This is a genomic window from Paenibacillus sp. FSL H8-0317 (assembly GCF_045040685.1).
Lineage (GTDB): Bacteria > Bacillota > Bacilli > Paenibacillales > Paenibacillaceae > Paenibacillus.
In genome coordinates, this window is the sequence record NZ_CP150294.1 from 6,342,604 (window position 1) to 6,365,017 (window position 22,414).

Here is a 22,414-nt window from a genome sequence, read left to right on the forward strand (position 1 = left end):
GATATCAGCAGGAAGCCGCCCGCCGTAAAACGGGTCTAGCCGTACAGCCGCGCGTAATACCCTCCGAGCGCCAGCAGGTCCTGATGGCGGCCCCGTTCGACGACCGTTCCTTGGTTCATGACCGTAATCAAATCCGCATGTTCCACCGTGCTGAGACGATGCGCAATCAGAATGGTGGTGCGCCCCTTCATCAATACGTTCAGAGCTTGCTGTACCCAATGCTGGGATTCGTTATCCAATGCAGAAGTCGCTTCGTCCAGCAGCAGAATCGGGGCGTTTTTGAGAATCGCCCGGGCGATCGCAATTCGCTGTCTTTGTCCGCCTGACAACGATGCTCCTCTCTCCCCCACCGACGTTTTATACTGTTCAGGAAGTTCCTGAATGAAATGGTGAGCGTATGCCGCTTTGGCCGCTTCAACCACTTCTTCATCCGTTGCATCCGGGTTTCCATAGCGGATGTTTTCCTCAATCGTGCCGGTAAACAAAAACGGCTCCTGCGGAACGTATGCAATCTGCCTGCGGATTTCGTCCAGTGTGTAATGGCCAAACGGTTTGCCTTGGAGCAGGATATCTCCGCTGTCCACAGGATAAAAGCCGAGCAACAGCTTGATCAACGTACTTTTGCCGCTGCCGCTGGCTCCCACGATCGCAGCGACCTGACCAGGAAACACCTGCATGGACATGTCGACAAGTACCTTTTTATCCGCCTGATAGGAAAATTCCACATCGCGAAACTCCACCGCAGCCTCCGATACAAGCTCGCTGTGAGAAGATCCCAGACGCTCCGGTTCCTCTTCCTCACTTAGTACCTCTTGAATCCGGTGAGCGCCCGCGAGCGAATTCTGGGTCATCGACAGAACCATCCCCAAGTTCAACAAGGCGTGCGTCAGATTCACTTGCAAAACAGCCAGAGCGGCGACACTTCCCATTCCCATCAATCCGTAGGCATAAAGAAGACTGCCGATGACGATGATGCCGCAAAACGTGACGTAACTGATAAAATGGTTTACCGCAGCCTGCATACCGTTCTTCTTCGCCGTTTGCCGAAGCGTTTGCGTCATTTGTTCGTTCAACGCCTCGTACTGGCCGTAAATCGTGCGGATGCGGAACAGCTTCACAATTTGAATGCCGCCCATAAAATCTTTGAATTTTTCGGTCATTTTACCGAGCGTTTGCAAGCCTTGTTCGGACAAAACGCGGATATCCCGTGCAAATTTCAGGCTGACCAGAGAGGACAGCAGCAGAATGACGAAGGATACGCCAGCAAACCGCCAATCGATCACCACCATGGAGACAATGGAGCCGATGCAGAAGACAACTTGAAGCAGCAGAACGAAGTAAACCTGCGAGAATGTAAATTCAACGGTCGTTACGTCGTTGTTCACCCTCGACAGCAAGTCCCCATGGTGCGTCTGCTCCAGGAATTTCGGCCGCACCCGGCACAGCTTGTCATAAAGACGTTTGCGGATATTCAGCACGGTCAGCTCTACACTGCGCTGGTATAAGTAAATGAACCAGGGAGAAATTATATTTTCCAGGAACAGGGCCGCGCCCAAAATAATAAAAGCTTCCACCATCAGGGACGTATCTCGGGACACGGCGAAATCAACCAAGTTATGTACGACCAAGCTGAAGGCGATTAGAAACAATGTCTGGGTGAGCGCCGTTACAGCAAGGCCAATCGCGTACTGGATTTTGCGCTTGCGGTTCATAAACGTCAGCAAGTAGCCGAGTTCTTTTACTTGCGAGAGCCTTCCGCCCTTTTTCATGTGTACGACACCTCCCTGCGTTCGGCAGACTCGGTAAATTCCTGGTAGTACGACTGGGCGTACAGTCCCTTCCTCTCGAGCAATTGTTCATGAGTGCCTTTTTCGACAATATTTCCTTCTTCCATAACCCAGATTTCATCGGCGTTTTGCACCGTAGAAAGCCGGTGGGCAATAACCATGGTCGTTCTCTGCTTCATTAATACGTCCAGCGCTTCCTGAACCGCGCTTTCCGACTCCGGATCAAGAGCCGATGTGGGCTCATCCAGCAGCAGAACGGGAGCATCTTTCAGAAAAGCCCGGGCCATTGCAATGCGCTGGCGTTGCCCACCGGACAAAAAGCCGCCGCGCTCTCCGATATACGTCTGGTAGCCGCCCTCAAGCTCCATAATGAAAGAATGAGCCTGAGCGGCTTTGGCAGCTTCGATAATGTCGTCCATCGACGCTTCTTCCCGCCCATAGCCGATATTTTCGGCGATCGTACCGCTAAACAAATATGAATCTTGGGTTACCACGGAAAAATGAGACCGAAGCTGCTCTGGATCAGCGCCGCGGATCAGGCTTCCGAACACACGGATCTCGCCCTGATCCTCCGGAAGCGGATAAAAGCCGCATACCAGCTTAAACACCGTACTCTTCCCTCCGCCGCTCGCTCCAACAAGTGCAATCGTCTTGCCTTCCGGCACCGAGAAGTTAATATTCCGCAGAATCAGGGAATTCTCTTCATACCCGAAGGTTACGTTCTGAAACTGGATGGGGGCGGCGCTCGCTTTTGGAAGCAAACGGCCATTTTCCGTTTCAGTCGGTTGCTCGACGATTTCGGAGACCCTTCTCAGAGCACCGCTCATTTCGAACGTGCGCGTGATGAGCTCAGGAATATGCTCCAGCGGCTCCAGACACAGATTAAGCAAGTACAGGAAGGCGATCAGTTCTCCCGCGCCTAGCTGCCCGTTGTAGATCAAATAGCTTCCGTAACTGACGGCGAAAATGATCGGGCTGATCATCAGCGTAGAAAGCAGCGGGTTGACCCAGGCTTCCCGCTTTTTCACGGCCAGCTTTTTTTGAGCCGTCAATTGCAGCAGCACTTGGTAGGATCGAGATAACATACCCGATAGCAGATAGCTTTTTACAATAGGTATCCCTCCAAGCGTATCCTGGAGGTTGACGTTCATTCGGCCCATGTTCGCTTGGGCTTCCTCCGTCAACTGTTCCAACTGCTTGCCGATCCATTGGGAAACCAGCAGTGCTACGGGAAATAACAGCAGGCTGTACAGCATCAGCTCCCATTGGAGATACATCAAATAAGCGAAACAGCCGATAAATAATAGCGGATGATAAAACCACTGGGCGAGGTCCCGAATCATAAATTGCTGGATGAGCTGCAGATCGTTGTTGATCCGCGACAACACGTCGCCGGAGTGCTGTTTTTCCAAATAGGGGACCGGGAGTTTGCCGATATGACGCATGACATGGTTGCGGATATCTTGCACCGCAGAGGCACTGCTTCGCTCCACACCGAAGCTCATGAAAAACTTCGCCGGCACACCGATCAAGATGACCGCAAAGACCGTGTACACGATCTGCAGAACGATGGGTCCCCCCCCATTCTCGGCCTGTGTGGTCAGCTGCTCGACCAAACTTCCCGTCCATATCTCAATAACCGCGGCGGCTATTGCAGACAAGATACCGACGATCATCCAGCCTTTGTGAGGGCTCACATAGGACATCAGCCAGCGGAACGCTTTCCAGGTATCATAAGCGGTTCGGCGCTTGGAAGGCTCCGCTATGCGTTGTTCTTGAACAGACGTCTGCCGATCAGCTCCCATGCAGAACCCCGACCTCTGTTTCGATCTGCCGCTGGATCTGCACTAAGATGTCACAGATGACAACGGCCGTTTCGTCCACGCGCGCGAGTTCCAGTAATTCCTCGTGTGCACCCTCCAGCCGGTAATCGGCGTAAGCTTGCATCGTTGCCCTCTGCCAGGACGGCAACTGGTGCTTCAGGCGGAATGCTTCGCTGTCCTTCGCAATCAGTTCGTAAATCCGGGCAGTTATCGTGCCTGAATTAATAAGCTGCGCTTCGTACGTCAAGGTGGCTTTGATCTTCCGATGAACACGCTCCCGCACGAGCGGATTGCTCATTAATTCCTTCTCTTCTTCGTCGAAATCCGCAAGCATTTCTTCAAGCTCTTTCTCAGACGTTTCATAAGGCGTGAGTGTGTCCTTAATCCACGAGTCCACCATGAGCACGTCCGTTACGACATACCCTCTTCTTTCCATCGTTTTGGCTACCTCGAACGTCAGGTTGCCTCCGAAGCAGTAACCGAGCAGCACGTAAGGTCCTTCCGGCTGGATGCGAATAATCTCATCCACATAACGGTTCAGCATGGCCTCGTAATCGATGACATCGTCGATAAAATCAATGCCGTAAAGCACGAACCGGCCATCTAGCCTACTTGCCAGCTCTCGGTAACCGATGCCGAAGCCGCTGCCTGGAGGGAAGCAGAACACGTTCAGATCCCCTGTTTTATTCAGCTTAATGAAGGAGTCTCCCCCTTTATCCAGACCCAGATCCTCCTCTCCAAAAGCCATGGCTTCAACGGTTACACTATGGAATTGGCGATTAAGCGGTATCTCGATGCCCGTTTCATCGTAAACGGCTTGAACGAGCCTCATCAGACTTAACGAATTGCCGCCCAGCTCAAAAAAGTTATCCTTTACGCCGACCTGAGGAATGCCAAGTGTATCCTGCCAGACACGGGCGATCTTCATCTCGAGCAGCGTTCTCGGCGCAACATATTCCGCTCCTCTGGCCGCAGCTTCCTCCGGCACTGGCAGCGCTTTGCGGTCGATTTTTCCGTTCGCGGTCAGCGGCATCTGCGAAAGCTGCACAAGATTCGCAGGAATCATATACCCCGGAAGTTGCTTGGCGAGCTGCTCCTTGAGTTCATTCGCCGCCAGCTTTGTTTCCGCGACGTAATAAGCAACAAGTTGCTTATGGCCGTTCGCGTCGTCCCGGGCGAGTACCACCGCTTCTTCCACGCCCCGGACGTTCAGAAGCTGCGTCTCAATTTCGTCCAGCTCGATCCGGTACCCGCGGACTTTGACCTGGTGGTCGATTCGGCCGAGGTATTCAATGTTGCCGTCCGGTAGCCAGGTCGCCAAGTCACCCGAACGGTACAGTTTCTCCCCCTCCGCAAACGGGGAATCAACGAACTTCTCCGCCGTCAGATCCGGACGGTTCAGGTATCCTCTCGCGAGCCCTTCCCCGGCCACATACATTTCGCCCGCAACGCCGATCGGCACTGGGCGGCGGTTTTCATCCAGGACATACACCCTCAGTGTTGGGATTGGCTTGCCAATATTGCTCTTCGCCGCCTCCATTTCGACCCACGTAATTTCCTTATACGTCACGTGAACCGTCGTTTCGGTAATGCCGTACATATTGATCAGCTTTGTCTCCGGGTACTTCGTCTTGAAGCCCTTGAGCAAAAGCGGACTGAGCGCTTCGCCGCCGAAAATGACGTTGCGAATCCGCAAATCGTACGGATGATCCGCCAAGAGCTTACGCAGCAGCTGATAGAAGTACGTTGGCGTCTGGTTCAAAATCGTGACCTGTTCGCGGCCCAGCAGCGCCAGGAAATCGGCCGGATTTTTCGCCGTGAGCGGCGGTACGATGACCAGCTTGCCTCCATACAGCAGCGCTCCGTACATTTCCCAGACGGAGAAATCGAAGCAGAACGAGTGGAACAGCGTCCACGTGTCGAACCGCCCGAAATCGAACAAGTTCTTGTCGTTGAACAGGAGGCGCACAACGTTTTTATGCTCAATCAACGTGCCTTTGGGTCTGCCGGTCGTTCCCGACGTGTAGATGACATATGCCAGGTTCCCCGGCCCGGAAATTGGCTCCAGATTCGAAGCATCCAGCGCACCCTCCAAGTCCGCCCCGCTGTCGCTCCAAACGAAATCATCTATTTCAAGGCGTATTCCTGCGAAGTCGGTCTTCTCATGCAGATGCTTTTGAATCAGCAATAACGGTGCACCCGAATCCTCGATCATGAAGCGGATGCGCTCCTCTGGATAGTCGGGATCGACAGGCACGTAGGCTCCACCCGCTTTGAGAATCGCCAGTATGCCGACAACCATATCGAGCGAGCGTTCGGCCAGAATCGCTACCAGCTGGTCCGCTTCAACTCCCGTGTTCCTCAGCTTGCGCGCAAGCCGGTTGGATCGCTCGTTCAGCTCGCGGTAGGTCAGCTGCCGTTCGTTCATGACAACGGCCACGTTGTCCGGGTATAACTCCGCCTGTTCTTCAAACAAACCGTGAATCGTTTTCCCCCGCTCGAACCCGGTTTCGGTGTCATTAAATCGTTTCAGCAATGTCTCCCTCTCGTCCGGGGAAAGCACATCGGCTTGTCCAAGCTCCAGATCCGGCTGAAATACAAGCACAGACAGGAGCCCAACAAGGTGGTCGGCCGCCTGTTCCACAAATGCGCGTTCGTATCGATTCCGGTCAAAGCTTATTTCCAGCTGAATAGAGTCGTTTTGGTGGTCGAATCGAAAAACCGTATCTGCCGCCACTCGGTTACCCAGCGGTTCAGGATGAATCGGGACGAAGGATGCAACGGTGTTGACGACCGGAAAACCCTCCCCTGTATAGTCCAGATGGAGCGGCTCCACCATTTTCCGAAAAGGCAGATGCTGATGCTCCAGCGCCTCGCCGATGGAGGTTTTGATGCCCCCGAGCAGCGTTATCAGTGTAGTCTGGCTGCTTACGGACGTTTTGATCACCAGGATGTCATGCGGCGGCTGAGTCACGTCTGGGTCCCCGCTATAAGAAGGCATGCCGACCAGTACTTGATCCTGCCCGGTATATTTGAACAGCAAACTTTTTACTCCTGCCAAAACAATCATGTACAAAGCCAGATCCGAACCATTAGCGAGGCGAATAATTCTCTCCGAGAGCTCACTCGGCAGGGTACGGTGAAGCAAAACCGGCTCTGCCGCAGCTTCGCCGCCCGCAGATAATTTGGAGGATTGACTGTAGGGAAGGAAGCTCAGACTGTCATCGTCGTCAAACTTGCTGCTCCAGTACCGTTCTTCCTTTTCAAATAATGATTTCATTCGTACCTCCCCTAAAAATGAAGTGACCGCATGCCCCGGCGCAGATCCGAAAAAACCTGCTTTCGGCCTGCGCGTTTACGGGCTTGATTTACGGAGTTGCAAGTTGTTCGCCGTCTTCCTTGGGATGCGCACCACTTTTGCTTGACGGCGGAGCACGCTTGTAATATTAGAACGCGAATTCGATCGTATCCACGGCACTCTTTGCGCCTGCCGCCGGTTTATGACATTCAATCCGACATAGCTCAAGTTGTGGATTTTCCGCAATTTGAGAAAGTACCCGCAGGTAATCCTCGGTTAAGGTGTGGATCATCGTTTCTTTGAACAGTTTGGTGGCGTAGAAAAAGCCCCCGCTCAGTGCCCCTTCGTTTTCATACATAAACAGCGTCAGATCAAACTTCGCTTCTTCCAAATGGTCAAGCTCGTAATTCTTCAGGCTGACCCCTTCCAGTTCGGCGTCTCGTTCTTCGATATTTTGCAAGTCGAAAACGGCATCAAACAGTGGGAAGCGGCCCGGCTCGCGCTTCACATTCAAACGCTCCACGAGCTCCTCGAATGGGTAATCCTGATTCTCAAAAGCTCCCAAAGCCGTTTCCTTCACTTCATCAAGGAAGGACAGGAACGTTTTTTCGCCTGACGGACGATTGCGGAGCGCCAGTGTATTAACAAACATGCCGATGACCGACTCCAAATCGGCGTTAGTTCTTCCCGCCACCGGGGTGCCTACGATTACGTCTTCCTGCCCGCTGTACTTGGACAGCAGCACGGTATATGCGGCAAGCAGTACCATGTACAGCGTGCTTTCACGCTCGGCCGCCAATTCACGCAGCCGCGCAGAGAGAGAAGCATCGACATCGAACTCCAGATGCGCACCTTCGTAGTTGCGAACTGTAGAACGTTCGTAGTCCATCGGCAGATCCCCCGTCGGCAGATCGCCTTCAAAGGTTTGCAGCCAGTACGCTTCCTGTCGCCCGATCCGCTCTCGGTGAACCTCTGACTGCTGCCAAACGGCATAATCCTTATATTGAATGCGTAGTGGCAGCAGTTCTTCCCCGGCGTATAAACTCGAAAACTCATCCATCACAATCGCCATCGATATGCCGTCCGACACAATATGGTGCATATCGAAAAGGAGAATATACCGGTTCGGCTCCAGTTCGACGACTCCGGCGCGCAGCAGCGGTGGCTTGTCGAGATCAAACGGACGTACGAAGTTGCGGACGATCTGCTCAACTTGAGCCGTATCCTCTGTGTCCGCTTGATGATGCTCGATAGCAAAATCGACCTGCGTATAAATCCGCTGGACCGCTTCGCCCTTCACCATTTCAAAACCGGTGCGCAGCGATTCATGCCGTGTTATCAGTTTCCGCAATGCGGCTTCCAACCGGTCTAAATCAAACTTACCTTCCACTTGCACCAGTTCCGGCATGTTGTAAAGTTGATCCGCTCCATCCAGTGTGTGTTGAATAAACAGCCGTTTCTGCGCAGAAGACAGAGGGTAGTACTCTCTCTCTTCCGCTTGAGGAATGGCCTCATGCTCCCGCCGTTCCATCCGGGCAATCGCATCGGCCATCGCCGCAATCGTGGAGTGACGGAATACGTCTCGCAGCGGCAGATTGACGTTTAATTCCTTAAATACCTTGCCCGCTAATGTCGTCGCTCGCAGGGAGTGCCCGCCGATGTCGAAGAAGTTATCGTAAACGCCAATCTCCTTCGTAAGCCCCAGCACCTCCTGCCAAATTACCGCCAGCTTTGTTTCCAGTTCATTGCGTGGTGCGACGTACTCCGTTCCACTTCCAGCTTCCCCTTCCGGCGCCGGCAGCGCCTTCCGGTCAAGCTTTCCGTTCGGCGTCAGAGGCAGGCGCTCCAGCTCCACGAAGTACGACGGGATCATGTAACCTGGCAGCTCCTGTGCCAACACACTGCGCAGATCGTTCACTAACAGCTTCGCACCAGTATCCGGCGTGTAATACGCACACAGCGCCTTCTGCCCGTTCGCATCACTTCGAACCAGCACCACCACTTCGCGCACACCTTCCACCCGCAGCAGCTGTGACTCAATCTCACCCGTCTCGATCCGGTAACCACGGATTTTCGCTTGATTGTCGATCCGGCCGATGAAATCCACGTTTCCGTCCTCCATCCATCGCGCCAAATCTCCCGTGCGATACAATCGCTCACCCGCAGTGAAAGGACTGTCTACAAACTTCTCTTCCGTCAGCTCTGGACGGTTCAAGTACCCACGTGCTACCCCAACGCCGCCGATAACCAACTCGCCCAGCACCCCGACCGGTACGGGATTCAGATGTGCATCTACGATGTAAAATTTCGCATTAAGCCAAGCTTTGCCAATCGGCACATGGCCTGTCTGCGGCAGTTTCTCCAACTGCTCGTCATAGAAACTGGAGTCAATTGCCGCTTCCGTCACACCGTAGGCGTTAATAATGCGGAACGACGAGCCAAACCGTTCCTGTAAGGTCCGGTAATCTGCCACACTGCAGCTGTCCGAGCTAGTGATCAACAGCTCCATACCACTTAACTCCAACCCCTGCTCATGCACGTACTCCATAAACGGTACGATCAGCGCCGGCGTTGATTCAAAGATCGTCACTTGCTCCCGCTCTATCCAGTAGTACAGACGAGACGGATCAATCCGGTCGTCCTTCGGTACAATGACCATGCTGCCTCCGTTGTACAACGTCCGCGCGATATCACCCACAAACACGTCAAACGAGAAGCTTGCGAGCTGCAACAGCCTTACCGGGAACTGATCCAACCGATATTCCCGTCGGTAACCCGCTGCCGTGTTCACCAGGCTGCGGTGCTCAATCATCACACCCTTGGGCTTGCCCGTCGTTCCGGACGTGTAGATGACGTACGCCAAGTCCTCCGGACGGGCTTCATGGAAGCTGCCTATACCGACAACATCAACATCATTTGGATGACTCTCATTACGGTCGTTCACAGCACCCGTCAGCTCGCCGGAGACCAGACCTGAAACCATGCTGGAGCCATGGCCGAAGTCCATTGGAGCATTCGCTCGGTCTTCGCTGTATGACGTTTCGTCATCGAGATATAGCACCGTCGCCAGTGCCAGCTCCTCTTCGCTGAGCCAGGCTTCGGCACGCTCTCGCAGCGGCGTTTGCGTCAGCAGTACCTTCGCTCCGCTGTCTTCCAGCATGAACCGCACACGGTCCGCCGGATAATCCGGGTCAAGCGGTACATATGCCCCTCCCGCTTTCCAGACGGCCATCACAGCCACCAGAAGGTCCACCGAACGCTCGGCGAGAATGCCAACGATGGTCTCCCGACCGATGCCGCTTGCACGCAGCGTTGCCGACAGGCGGTTCGCTCGTTCGTTCAGCTCCACATACGTTAGTCGGTTATTTTCATACACGACGGCTTCCGCTTTCGGCGTGCGTTCCGCCTGTTCCTCGAACAGTCGGTGGAACGCCGCCACAGGAGCCTCTTCCGGCTGTGCCGGGTTAAACGCGCAGACAATTTCTTCTTTTTCCGCTGCCGTCAGCAAATTCAGCTCGGCAATCTTCGCATCTGGACGGTTCACAATTGTCACGAGCAACTGCTCGTAATGTTTTGCCAGCCGTTCAATCGTCTCCCTTTTATAAAGAGCCGTCGCATATTCGAAGCTGTAATCCAATCCGCCGTTCTCCTCGCCCACATCCAAGCTGATATCAAACTTCGCAGTATCCAGTACGCTCGGATAAGGAATCAGGCGAAGCCCTTCCAGTTCAAATTGCTCGTTCTCCGTATTTTGCATCGTAAACATCGTGTCGAAGAGTGGATTACGGCTTAAATCACGGGTGACTTGCACCTTGTCCACCAATTGTTCAAACGGATAGTTTTGATGCTCAAAGGCGTGTAAAGTTGTTTCTTTGACTTCATTTAGATAGGACAGGAATGTTTTCTCCGAAACCGGATAACTGCGAATCGCCAGCGTGTTTAGGAAAATCCCAATCAACGGCTGCACATCTCCATGATTTCTTCCGGCAATCGGCGTACCAACGATCACGTCTTCCTGACCTGAATATTTGTGCAAAAGCACGTTATATGCCGCAAGCAGCACCATAAACAGTGTCGTGCCCGTTTCCGAAGCCAGCTGTTTCAAACCGTCGGTTTTTGAAGCGTCGAAGAAAAACTCCAGCGTTTGACCCTCATAGCTCTGTACAGCCGGACGTGGATAGTCAGTCGGCATTTCCAGCACCGGAAGCTCGCCCTGGAACATATCCAGCCAATACGTCCCCTGATGCCGAAGCCTTTCCTGCTGCTCCTGCGAATGCTGCCAAACGGTGTAGTCTTTGTACTGAATGCGCAGTGGCTCCAATTGCTCTCCACCATACAAGCGCACGAATTCTTCAACAAAGATTTCCATCGAAACGCCGTCAGAAATAATATGATGCATGTCGTACATCAGAATATGGCGTTCCGGAGCCAGCTCAACAAGGCCTACCCTCAACAGCGGTGGCTTAGCCAAGTCAAACGGACGGACGAAACCGTGAACCACCGTTTCGACCTCTTGCTCATCCGCTTGATAGAACTCCACCGCAAAATTCACATCCTGGTAAATCCGCTGTGATGCTTCGCCGTCCACCATTTCGAACCCGGTGCGCAGCATTTCATGCCGCGTCACGAGCTTACGGCATGTTTCTTCGAACCTTGTCCGGTCCAAAGCACCTTCCAGCAGCATCGCTTCCGGCATGTTGTAGCTAAGCTCCGCACCTTCCAGCTGATTTAGGATAAAGAGACGTTTTTGAGCAAAAGATTGAGGGTACACCTCTCGGTCATCCGCCACCGGAATGGCAACAAATGTCTGCTCATCCAGCCGGTAAATGACGGCAGCCATGCTCTCGATCGTGGAATGGCGGAACACGTCGCGCAGTGGCAGATCCACGTTCAAGTCTTTATGAATCTTGCTGACCAACGTTGTCGCGCGCAGGGAGTGGCCACCGATGTCGAAGAAGTTGTCGTGAATACCAATCTCCTTCGTAAGCCCCAGCACTTCCTGCCAAATAACTACCAGCTTCATTTCCAGCTCATTGCGTGGTGCGACGTACTGTGTTCCGCTTCCCGCTTCTCCTTCCGGCGCTGGTAGCGCCTTTCGGTCAAGCTTCCCGTTCGGTGTCAGAGGCAGATGCTCCAGCTCCACGAAGTACGACGGGATCATGTAACCTGGCAACTCCTGTGCCAACGCACTGCGCAGATCGTTCACTAACAGCTTCGCACCAGTATCCGGTGTGTAATACGCACACAGCATCTTCTGCCCGTTCGCATCATCACTTCGAACCAGCACCACCGCTTCGCGCACACCTTTCACCCGCAACAGCTGCGACTCGATCTCACCCGTCTCGATCCGGTAACCCCGGATTTTCGCCTGGTTATCGATCCGGCCGATGAAGTCCACGTTCCCGTCTTCCATCCACCGCGCCAAGTCTCCCGTGCAGTACAACCGCTCGCCCGTGATGAAGGGGCTGCCTACAAACTTCTCTTCCGTCAGCTCTGGACGGTTCAAGTACCCTCGTGCCACGCCGACTCCGCCGATAACCAGCTCGCCCAGCACCCCGACTGGTACGGGATTCAGATGTGCATCCACGATGTAAAATTTCGCATTCAACCACGCTTTGCCAATCGGCACATGGCCTGTCTGCGGCAGTTTCTCCAACTGCTCGTCATAGAAACTGGAGTCAATTGCCGCTTCCGTCACACCGTAGGCGTTAATAATGCGGAATGACGGGCCGAACCGTTCCTGCAAGGTACGGTAATCTGCCACGCTGCAGCTGTCCGAGCTTGTGATCAGCAGCTCCATCCCGCTTAACTCCAACCCCTGCTCATGCACGTATTCCATAAACGGTACGATCAGCGCCGGCGTTGATTCAAAGATCGTCACTTGCTCCCGCTCTATCCAGTAGTGCAGACGAGACGGATCGATCCGGTCGTCCTTCGGTACAATGACCATGCTGCCTCCGTTATACAACGTGCGTGCAATATCACCCACGAACACGTCAAACGAGAAGCTGGCGAGTTGCAGTAGCCTCACCGGGAACTGATCTAACCGGTATTCCCGTCGGTAACCCGCTGCCGTGTTCACCAGGCTGCGGTGCTCAATCATTACACCCTTCGGCTTACCCGTTGTACCCGACGTATAGATTACATAGGCCAAATCCTCTGGACGAGCTTCATGGAAGCTGTCCATACCGACAGCATCAACATCATTTGGATGACTCTCGCCGCCACCGTTCACAGCACCCGTCAGCTTGCTGGAGACTGGATTAGGAGCATTGCTGGAGCCAAGCGGTGCATTCTCCCAGTCTTCGCTGTATGACGTTTCGTCGTCGAGGTACAACACCTTCGCCAGTGACAGTTCCTCTTCGCCGAGCCAGGCTTCGGCACGCTCTCGCAGCGGCGTTTGTGTCAACAACACCTTAGCTCCGCTGTCTTCCAGCATGAACCGCACGCGGTCCGCCGGATAGTCCGGGTCGAGCGGTACATACGCCCCTCCCGCTTTCCAGACGGCCAGCACGGCCACCAGCAAATCGACCGAACGCTCGGCGAGAATGCCGACGATTGACTCCCGGCCGATTCCACTTGCGCGCAGCGTTGCCGAAAGGCGGTTCGCCCGCTCATTCAGCTCCGCATACGTCAGCCGATCGTTTTCGTACACGACCGCCTCCGCTTCCGGAGTGCTCTCCGTCTGTTCCTCGAACAGTCGGTGGAACGCGGCCACAGGAGCCACTTCCGACTGCGCCGGGTGGAACGCGGCGATAATTTGCTCTTTTTCCTCTGCCGTCAGCAAGTCCAGCTCGGCAATCTTCGCATCTGGACGGCTTACAATCGCCGCAAGCAAATGTCCAAAATGAATCGATAGCCGCCGGATCGTGCTTTCTTTATAAAGAGCCGTTGCGAATTCAAAGTTGCACTCCAGTCCGCCATTTTCTTCCGTAACATCCACACTCAGGTCGAACTTGGCCATACCATATTCGCTAGGGTACGGGGACAATTTCAGCCCTTCCAGCTCAAACTCTGACTCCTCCAGGTTTTGCAGGGAGAACATCGTGTCAAACAGCGGGTTGCGGCTCAAATCCCGGCTAACCTGCACTTTATCGACGAGTTCTTCGAACGGATAATTCTGATGCTCGTAAGCGCCTAAGGTCGTTTCTTTCACTTCTTCCAAATACGACAGGAAGGTCTTCTCCGAAGCCGGATAATTGCGGATCGCCAGCGTGTTGACAAACATTCCGATCAAGGGCTGCATATCGCCGTGCGTTCTACCCGCAATCGACGTGCCAACGATCAAATCATCCTGACCTGTGTATTTATGCAAAAGCACGGTATACGCGGCAAGCAACACCATATATAGCGTCGTTCCTCTTTGAGCGGCTAGCTGCTTCAAGCCTTCGTTCGTTGCCTCGTCCACAAAAGACGTCAGCGTATGTCCTTCATAGCTCTGTACAGCAGGACGCGGGTAGTCCGTTGGCATTTCCAGAACCGGCAGCTCGCCCCGGTAACGGTCCAGCCAGTAAGCTTCCTCGCGTTTCAATTGCACTTTTTGCTCGTCCGATTGCTGCCATACCGCATAGTCCTTGTACTGAATATGCAAAGGCTCTAATGACTCACCGCCATACAAACGAACGAGTTCCTCAACGAACACGTCCATCGAAACCCCGTCGGAGATGATATGGTGCATGTCAAACATCAGTAAATAACGATCGGCTGCCAGCTCTACGAGCTCGGCACGCAGCAACGGTGGCTTCGCCAAGTCGAAAGGTCGGATAAAAGCCTGCACGACTGCAGCCGCTTCTTCCTCGTTCGCATGTCGACACACAACGGCAAAATCAACGCTCTCGTAAATACGCTGTACCGCTTCGCCTTGCACGATCTCAAATCCGGTTCGCAACGTTTCATGACGTTCGATCAGTCCGCGGAAAGCTTTCTCCAGCAGGCTGTGGTCAATCGATCCTTCGAGCAACAGCACACCCGGCATGTTATAGCTCTGATCGGCTCCTTCCAGCTGATTCAGGATAAACAGCCGCTTCTGAGCTGAGGAAAGTGGATAATACGCTCTTTCATCTGCCAGCGGAATCGACGAGAACAACTGCTCTTCAATCCGGGAGAGGGCGAGAGCCATCTCTTCGATCGTTGAGTAGCGGAATACGTCGCGTAGAGGCAGCTCGACGTTCAACTCCTGATGCACCTTGCTCACCAGTGTCGTTGCCCGCAGGGAATGGCCGCCCAAGTCAAAGAAGTTGTCATGAACCCCGATGTGTTCCAATCCGAGCACGCTTTTCCATATTTCAGCCAAGCTGGCTTCCAACGGAGTCCGAGGCGGAGTATGTCCTTCGCCCGGCTGCAAGCTCTCCTCAGGTGCCGGGAGGGAGCGGCGGTCGACCTTGCCGTTCGTCGTCAGCGGAAGCCGTTCCAACTGGATCAGGTACGCCGGGATCATATAGGCAGGAAGTTCCTGGGAAAGAACGCTCTTCAGCTCGGCCGCCGGAAGCTCACGGTCCGCTTCATAATAGGCACAAAGTTGCTTCTCGCCGGAGGCGTTTTCCCGCGCAAATACCGTCGTTTTCCGAATTCCCTCCACTTTCTGAAGCTGAGCTTCGATCTCGCCCAGCTCAATACGGAAGCCGCGGACTTTCACTTGATCATCCGTCCGCCCCACGTATTCAATCGTGCCGTCCGGTAGCCATTTTGCCAAATCTCCTGTACGGTACATGCGCTCTCCCGGCACAAACGGATGGTCCACAAATTTCTCCGCCGTTAGCTCCGGCCGGTTATTGTAGCCCTGTACCAAGCCTTCTCCGCCGACGCAAAGTTCCCCGGCCACGCCGATCGGCAGAAGTTTATTCTGGCTGTCGACGATATACACCGTCGTATTGCTGATCGGCCGTCCGATGGGTACGGTAAGCGCGGACTCATCGACAAAGTCGACTGGAAGATACGTGGTATAAACCGTGCTTTCTGATGGACCGTACAGGTGGTTGAGCCTGCCCGGTCCGATATGGGCGAGCGCTTTACGCACATGGCCGACCGACACGCGCTCTCCTCCGAACAAAATCGCCCGGACATCCCGCAGGCAGTCGACGTTCACATCTACAAGGACGTTGAAGAAAGCCGTCGTAATTAGCATGACCGAGATTCGCTCGCGCTGGATAAGATCCGCCAGCTGGCCGATTTCCAGCAAAGTCTCGTGGGGAACCAGCACCAGCCGTGCCCCGTTGGTCAAAGCACCGAAAATATCAAAAATCGCTCCGTCAAACGAATAGCTCGAAAGCTGGAGGACATGATCCCGCTCAGTGATGTCGATATAATTCGTATTTCGCACGATCCGCACGATATTGCGGTGCGAAACAAGGTTTCCTTTTGGCTTGCCCGTCGTGCCTGACGTATAGATGATGCAAGCCAGGTCTGTCGCTTCGTTGCCCGAATTAAGATTTGTGCGGTCCTCGTGATAGAAGGACTCGTCATCCAGTAAAATCACGGAGTCCGAACCCGCCAGGCGCTCGCGTAATCGGCTTTGCGTCAGCATGACCTGCGCACCCGAATCCTCGATCAAGAAACGGATACGCTCCTCGGGATATTCCGGGTCAATCGGTACGTAAGCCGAACCGGCTTTGTGTGCCGCCAGCATACCCACCACCATTTCGATGGAACGCTCAGCCATAATGGCGACCAGGCGGCCTTTGGATATCCCGTGGCTACGCAAGGTACGAGCAAGGCAATTAACGCGTTCGTTCAGCTCGCGGTAGGTCAGCTCTTGCCCATTCAAGGAGATGGCAGCTGCATCCGGGATGCGCTCCGCCTGCTCTTCGAACAATTGAATGAGCGTTTTCCCGCACGGAAATTCCGTTGTGGTGTCGTTAAAACGTCCGAGAAGGTCAGCCTTTTCCGCCTCTGTCACAAGTTCCAGCTCGCCCACGGTAATCTCCGGGTTATCCGCCACCTGCTCCAGCAAATGAACGAGATGCCCCTTGAGCCGCTCAATGCTAGCTTTATCAAACACTTCGGCGTTAAAGTCGAACCGAATTTCAATCTCGTCTCCCGGCACCACGGTGACGTTGAAGTTATAGTTTGTCTGCTCCTCCATCTGAACATCAGCAATCGTCAGATCGCCATGTTGCTGGTCCCCCGCCTGCTCCATCTGCTCGTCCACCGGATAGTTCTCAAAAGCGATGATATGGTTGATCAGGTTCTGCTTTTGCACGCTACGGGCCTGAATTTCATACAGCGGATAGTAATCATAACGCCCGGACTCCAATGCCCGCTCTTGAAGCTTCGCCATTAGGTCGGCGAACACGGTGTCCGCTTCACTCGTGACCCGGACAGGCACCGTATTGATGAACAGCCCGATCATGGACTCAATGCCCGGGATTTCCGCCGGTCTTCCGGCCACGACGCTACCGAATACGGCATCGTTTGTTCCGTTATATTTTTGCAGCATCACGCCCCAAATAGCTTGCAGCAGTGTATTGACCGTAACCAGGCGCTGTTTCGCCACCCGGTCCATCCGCTCACTCAAGTCCTTGCCCAGCTCGGCGGTGACGTGATCAGCCGTAAATCTGCCGTTGGGCGCCACTTCCTTTTGTCCCGGGAGTACGGTTTGCCCTTCATAACCTGCCAGGAATGCCATCCAATAGTTTGATGCCGCCTGATCGTCCTGTTTCTCCAACCATTCGATATAGGCGCCATAATCCGATCCCTTATCTCCCGCTGATTGCTCGCCGGATGCCAAGGCTGAGTATGCCTCAAACAGCTCCTGCGTCAGCTGAGCCAGGCACCAGCCGTCCATCAAAATATGTTGGAAACTCCACAGTACATGATAACTTTGCTCTTCGGTGCGCAGGATCGTGAACCGAACGAGCGCGTCATGTTCCATGTCGAAGCCGCGAAGCTTGTCCTCCTCGGCCTTTTTATCCAAGTAAGCTTGTTTCTCGTCCATCTGCAAATGAAGCAGCTCTTCATATTCAAAACCGACCGGTTTGTCGCGGTATATGATTTGCAGCGGCTCGCCCGCGGGTCCTTTCACAAAATTCGCCCGCAGCACCAGATGACGTTTCGCAAGTTCCATCCAACTCCTCTCAAAAAGCTGGACGTCGAGCGCTCCCCGCATCGTAAACCGCGTCTGCTCAAAATAAGCCGCCGTTTGCCGGTCAAGCGCGCTGTGGAACCACATACCTTTCTGCATCGGCGTAAGTGAGTAAATATTTTCGATTTCCCCGAGATGGCACGAGCGCTGGGCGATTTGCTCCAATTCTGCAATGGTCAAGCCTTTAAATTGCACGTCACTCGGCGTCAATTCTGTGTTTTCTTTGCCTGCACAGTGGATAATGAGGTCTCGGAGACTTTGCTCAAGCCGCTGAGCGAGGGCTTCCATCGTTTCCTTGCGATACTGCTTCCGGCTGTAGCTGAGATCGAGCGATAAAGCGCCGTCCAGCACCATACCGTTGATATCCAGCACAAAGCTGCGGGCCTGCCGGTCGCTAGCCGGGTTGCCGCTGGAATAAGAAGATATGCCGATCTCGTCCTGGTCGACATCATCGTCGAACTGGCCGAGGTAGTTAAAATTAATTTCCGGCTCTGCGCCCCAAACCAAGCCATCCTCCGATTTAGAGAGATAGCGGCATATGCCGTACCCTAGCCCCTTGTTCGGAATACGGCGCAAGTTTTCCTTGACCTGTTTAATCTGATATGCCAAATCTCGGTCGGTTTCCGGTTCCAGGACGACCGGAAACTTGGTCGTAAACCAGCCAACTGTACGCGTGATGTCGATATCCGTTCCGATCGATTCACGTCCGTGTCCTTCGAGATTGATCCGCACCCGTTCATGCCCCGTCCATTTGCGTAAGGCTATGCCGAGCGCCGTTACCAAAATATCATTCATTTCAGTGTTGTAGGCACGGTGAACCCGCTTCAGTAGCAGCTCCGTTTCTTCGGGAGTCAAACGGACAAACAGCGATTCGCTGTCATGCTGCGTCGTAACGTCCGCCTCCATATCCTTCGGCACGGCCAGAACCTCCATTTGTTCCACGGCCTGCCAATAGGCCCGTTCCTTTGCCATCTCCGGACTTTGCGCGTAAGCAGTCAGCTGCTCGGACCAAGTGCGGTACGCATCTGTTTTCGCCGGGAAACGAATTCCCTCACTTTTTCCAATCTGCTCGTAACCTAGAGCGAAATCCTCCATCAAAATGCGCCAAGACACGCCGTCTACCACGGCATGATGAACCGCGAGCAGCAAATGATCTCCGTCCTCGCACTGGAGCAGTGCCGCCTTCATGAGGGGCCCGTTCTCCAAATCAATGCCTGCTTGAATGTCCGTTGCCTTCGCTTCCACAGCCTGCGTGGGATTCTCCGCATCCTTAAAGTCGAACACGTCCAGCGTGAACAGCCCACCATCCTGAATCGCTCGTGTTAACGCACCAAACCCTTGTTCCGTCTTGCAGAACACCATGCGTAAGGCGTCATGATGCTCTGCCAGCTTTTGCAGCACCTGATACACGATCTCTTCGTTGAAGCGTTCCTTCCGGTACAGCATCACCGACTGGTTGAAATGATGTGGGTCCGCAAAGGAACTCTCGAAAAACCAATGCTGAATCGGCGTCAACGCCGTTTCACCCGTTATTTCGCCTTGATCGATGGTACTTCTGATCGGTTTCACATGCAGGCTGAGCTGTGAAATCGTCGGATATTTGAATAAATCCCGGATTTCCAGCTTGTACCCGGCTTGATGAAGCCGCGAAGATACTTGAATGGACTTGATCGAGTCTCCGCCCAGCTCAAAGAAATGATCCGTTACCCCAACACGATCGGCGTTCAATACCGCCTGCCACACATCAGCAAGCTTTTGCTCAGCTTCATTGCGGGGAGCTACGTACGCGCCACCGGTCAGTGCGTTGCCTTCCGGGGCAGGCAAAGCCTTACGATCGATTTTGTCGTTCGGCGTGAGCGGCATCCGTGGAAGCTGAACAAAATACGCCGGAATCATATAATTCGGCAATTTTTGCGCCAGCGCGCTTCTCAGCTCGCCGAGCGTAAGAGGGAGGCTCGCGACCAGGTAAGCGCACAATTCTTGCCCACTTTTGCCTTCCCGCGCGATTACAATCGTCTCCTGCACCGAGTCGATCTTCAAAAGCTGCTCTTCAATCTCACCGACCTCGATTCGGAATCCACGGATTTTCACCTGATGGTCGATTCGGCCCAAGTACTCCATATTACCGTCAGGCAGCCAGCGGGCGAGATCTCCTGTCCGGTAAAGGCGTTCTCCCGGCGCAAACGGATGTTCCACGAACTTCTCTGCCGTCAGCTCCGGTTGGTTCAGGTAACCTCTCGCAAGCCCCACGCCTGCCACGCACAGCTCGCCGTCCACTCCCGGAGGCACAAGTTGCAGGTGGGCATCCAAAATAAAAATCTGATGATTAGCCAGCGGGCGCCCAATCGGAATGACTCTGCGCTCCGGCTGCTGCTCATCCGCATCCCAAAGCGTCGTAACAATCGAAGCTTCGGTAGGGCCGTAAGCATTGAAATAGTGAACCTTCGCTTTCCACTGCTGCACGAATTCGGCCGATACCGCCGAACCTCCCGTTACAAGCTTTGTTAAGCTGGGAAGACGATCCGGGTTCAAATGAGCGCTGTACGTCGGAGGCAAAATCGCCGCTGTAATCGCATGCTCGTTCATATAACTCTCGAACAGACGAGTGTCGAGAATTGTTTCGGCTGTCGGGATGTACAAAGCCGCGCCAAAATAGAGTGCATTGAATACTTCCCAGCAGGATGCGTCGAAGGACAAGCTCGCAAATTGTACGATCCGGTCATGCTCCGTGATGCCCAGCCTGTCTGCGAACATCAGCTTCAAGCTGACCAAACCACGATGCTCCAGCATGACCCCTTTGGGTTTGCCCGTTGTACCTGACGTATAAATGACATAAGCAAGATCGTTTGGACCGCTGACTGCCTCCAGGTTCGAGCAATCGTCGCTATAGGCTTGCTCGTCATCAAGCGCCAATACGGTCCCTTGAAACGGGACTTGCTGTAACAGCTCTCTTTGAGTCAGCAGCAGCTGCGCGTTCGAGTTCTCCAGAATGTAGCGGATACGTTCTTCCGGGTACTCCGGGTCGATCGGCACGTAAGCACCGCCAGCTTTCAGAACCGCCAGAATGCCAATGACCGTCTCCAGTGATCTCCTGACCATCAAGCCTACTAACTGATTGGGCAGCACACCGACCGATCGTAGCGTATGCGCCAGCTGGTTTGCCCGTTCGTTCAACTCTGCGTATGAAAGCCGCTGCCCCTCAAAGACAACCGCAGTCGCCTCGGGCACACGCTTCGCTTGCTCCTCCACAAGCTGATGAATCGTCCGATCAAGAGGATAGTCCTTCTCTGTATCGTTGAAGCTTTGCAGTAATTGAAATTTTTCGTCCTCCGACAGCATGTCCGCTCGCACGATGTCCAGCTCCAGCTCATAAAGCCCCACGGACAGCAGGCGATTCAGGTGGCCGACGACCCGACTCATGAACTCGGAGTCATATAAGTGCTCGTTATATGACAGCGCTAGCTGTATCGTCCCGCCGGTTAAACTGAATTCAAAGGAACAGTCCGTGACCACGTTTTGCCCAATTTCGTCCAGATGCAACTCCTTAAGGGATACTAGCGTATGGACGAAGGGTATCCCTTCAGCATATTGCAGATCCAGCTTCTCCGTCATTTTCAAGAACGGAATATGTTGATGCTGAATGGCTTCCGGCAAGGAAGTCCTCAGTTCGCTCAGAAGCGTCTTAAAAGTTGCCCCCACCGAAAGCGAGTTTTTCAAAATGACCGTATGATTAACGGATCGACGAGTCTCCGCCTTTTTCCGCACAACCGGCATGCCGACCAGAATGTCTGAAGCACCTGTATATTTATGCAAGAGTGCCTGAACACCGGCGAGCAATATCATAAAAGCGGCCAGCGGAGCACCCTTGCTCATTTGAAGAACGCGTTGCGCCGCTTCCTCCGAAAGCGAACCGCCGACGGTTTTCACATTGGGCACCAGGGAGCTTGGAGCTTTGCTGTAAGGCAGCCGCGTCAAAGTATAATCGTCACTACCGAATTTTTCGTTCCAAAACAACGTTTCTTGTTCAAAAGCCATCTGGATCGTTCCCCTCTCTTCATCGGTAAAAGCAATCCGGCGGAGCATATGCCGAAGCAACGCTCCAACCTCGCTCCTCTCCTTTTCAAACATCTGACAACAACATCAATGGCTTGCGCAATGTCACCGCTTCATTTGCCCGGTTGATCGCATGCGGCAATCCTCTGCCTGGCAGCTGTCCCGCTCGGCTCCCATGCGTAAAGGACAACAACAAGCATCGTTCTACGCAAGAGATGCGGTTACTTCGGACTCCTCTGCTTCAATAAGATTGCTGCCGACGAGTCACCCGAAGACGGGATTTGGTTTAACATGGGATTCAGAATTGGATTTGGGGATAGACGACAAGATATGTTCCTCCTGTCGATGTAAGGCTTGCCGCAGGGTTCCAGCC

The 22,414-nt window shown here is 53.9% G+C and carries 4 protein-coding genes; all 4 read right to left on the reverse strand.

What is annotated here, in order from left to right; translation table 11 throughout:
• Positions 1–35: 35 nt before the first annotated feature.
• Complete coding sequence (locus tag MHB43_RS28345) at positions 36–1,769, reverse strand: ABC transporter ATP-binding protein (RefSeq protein WP_339179661.1); 1,734 nt, start codon at positions 1,767–1,769, stop codon at positions 36–38.
• Positions 1,766–3,592 carry an ABC transporter ATP-binding protein gene (locus tag MHB43_RS28350; protein WP_339179663.1) on the reverse strand — a complete coding sequence of 609 codons (1,827 nt, stop codon included), beginning with the start codon at positions 3,590–3,592 and terminating at the stop codon, positions 1,766–1,768. The genes MHB43_RS28345 and MHB43_RS28350 overlap by 4 nt, the downstream gene beginning before the upstream one ends.
• Entirely contained in the window at positions 3,582–6,890 is a 3,309-nt protein-coding gene (locus MHB43_RS28355) for an amino acid adenylation domain-containing protein (RefSeq protein WP_339179665.1), read from the reverse strand. The genes MHB43_RS28350 and MHB43_RS28355 overlap by 11 nt, the downstream gene beginning before the upstream one ends.
• Before the next feature lie 166 nt (positions 6,891–7,056).
• Positions 7,057–22,116: an amino acid adenylation domain-containing protein gene (locus MHB43_RS28360; RefSeq protein ID WP_405130865.1), complete on the reverse strand. Its 15,060-nt coding sequence runs from the start codon at positions 22,114–22,116 to the stop codon at positions 7,057–7,059.
• Positions 22,117–22,414: the final 298 nt, after the last annotated feature.

Excerpts from the sequence above, each read along its gene's own strand:
- MHB43_RS28345 (WP_339179661.1), bottom strand. The coding sequence starts at position 1,769 with ATGAAAAAGGGCGGAAGGCTCTCGCAAGTAAAAGAACTCGGCTACTTG.
- MHB43_RS28355 (WP_339179665.1), bottom strand. The coding sequence starts at position 6,890 with ATGAAATCATTATTTGAAAAGGAAGAACGGTACTGGAGCAGCAAGTTT.
- MHB43_RS28360 (WP_405130865.1), bottom strand. The coding sequence starts at position 22,116 with ATGTTTGAAAAGGAGAGGAGCGAGGTTGGAGCGTTGCTTCGGCATATG.
- MHB43_RS28350 (WP_339179663.1), bottom strand. The coding sequence starts at position 3,592 with ATGGGAGCTGATCGGCAGACGTCTGTTCAAGAACAACGCATAGCGGAG.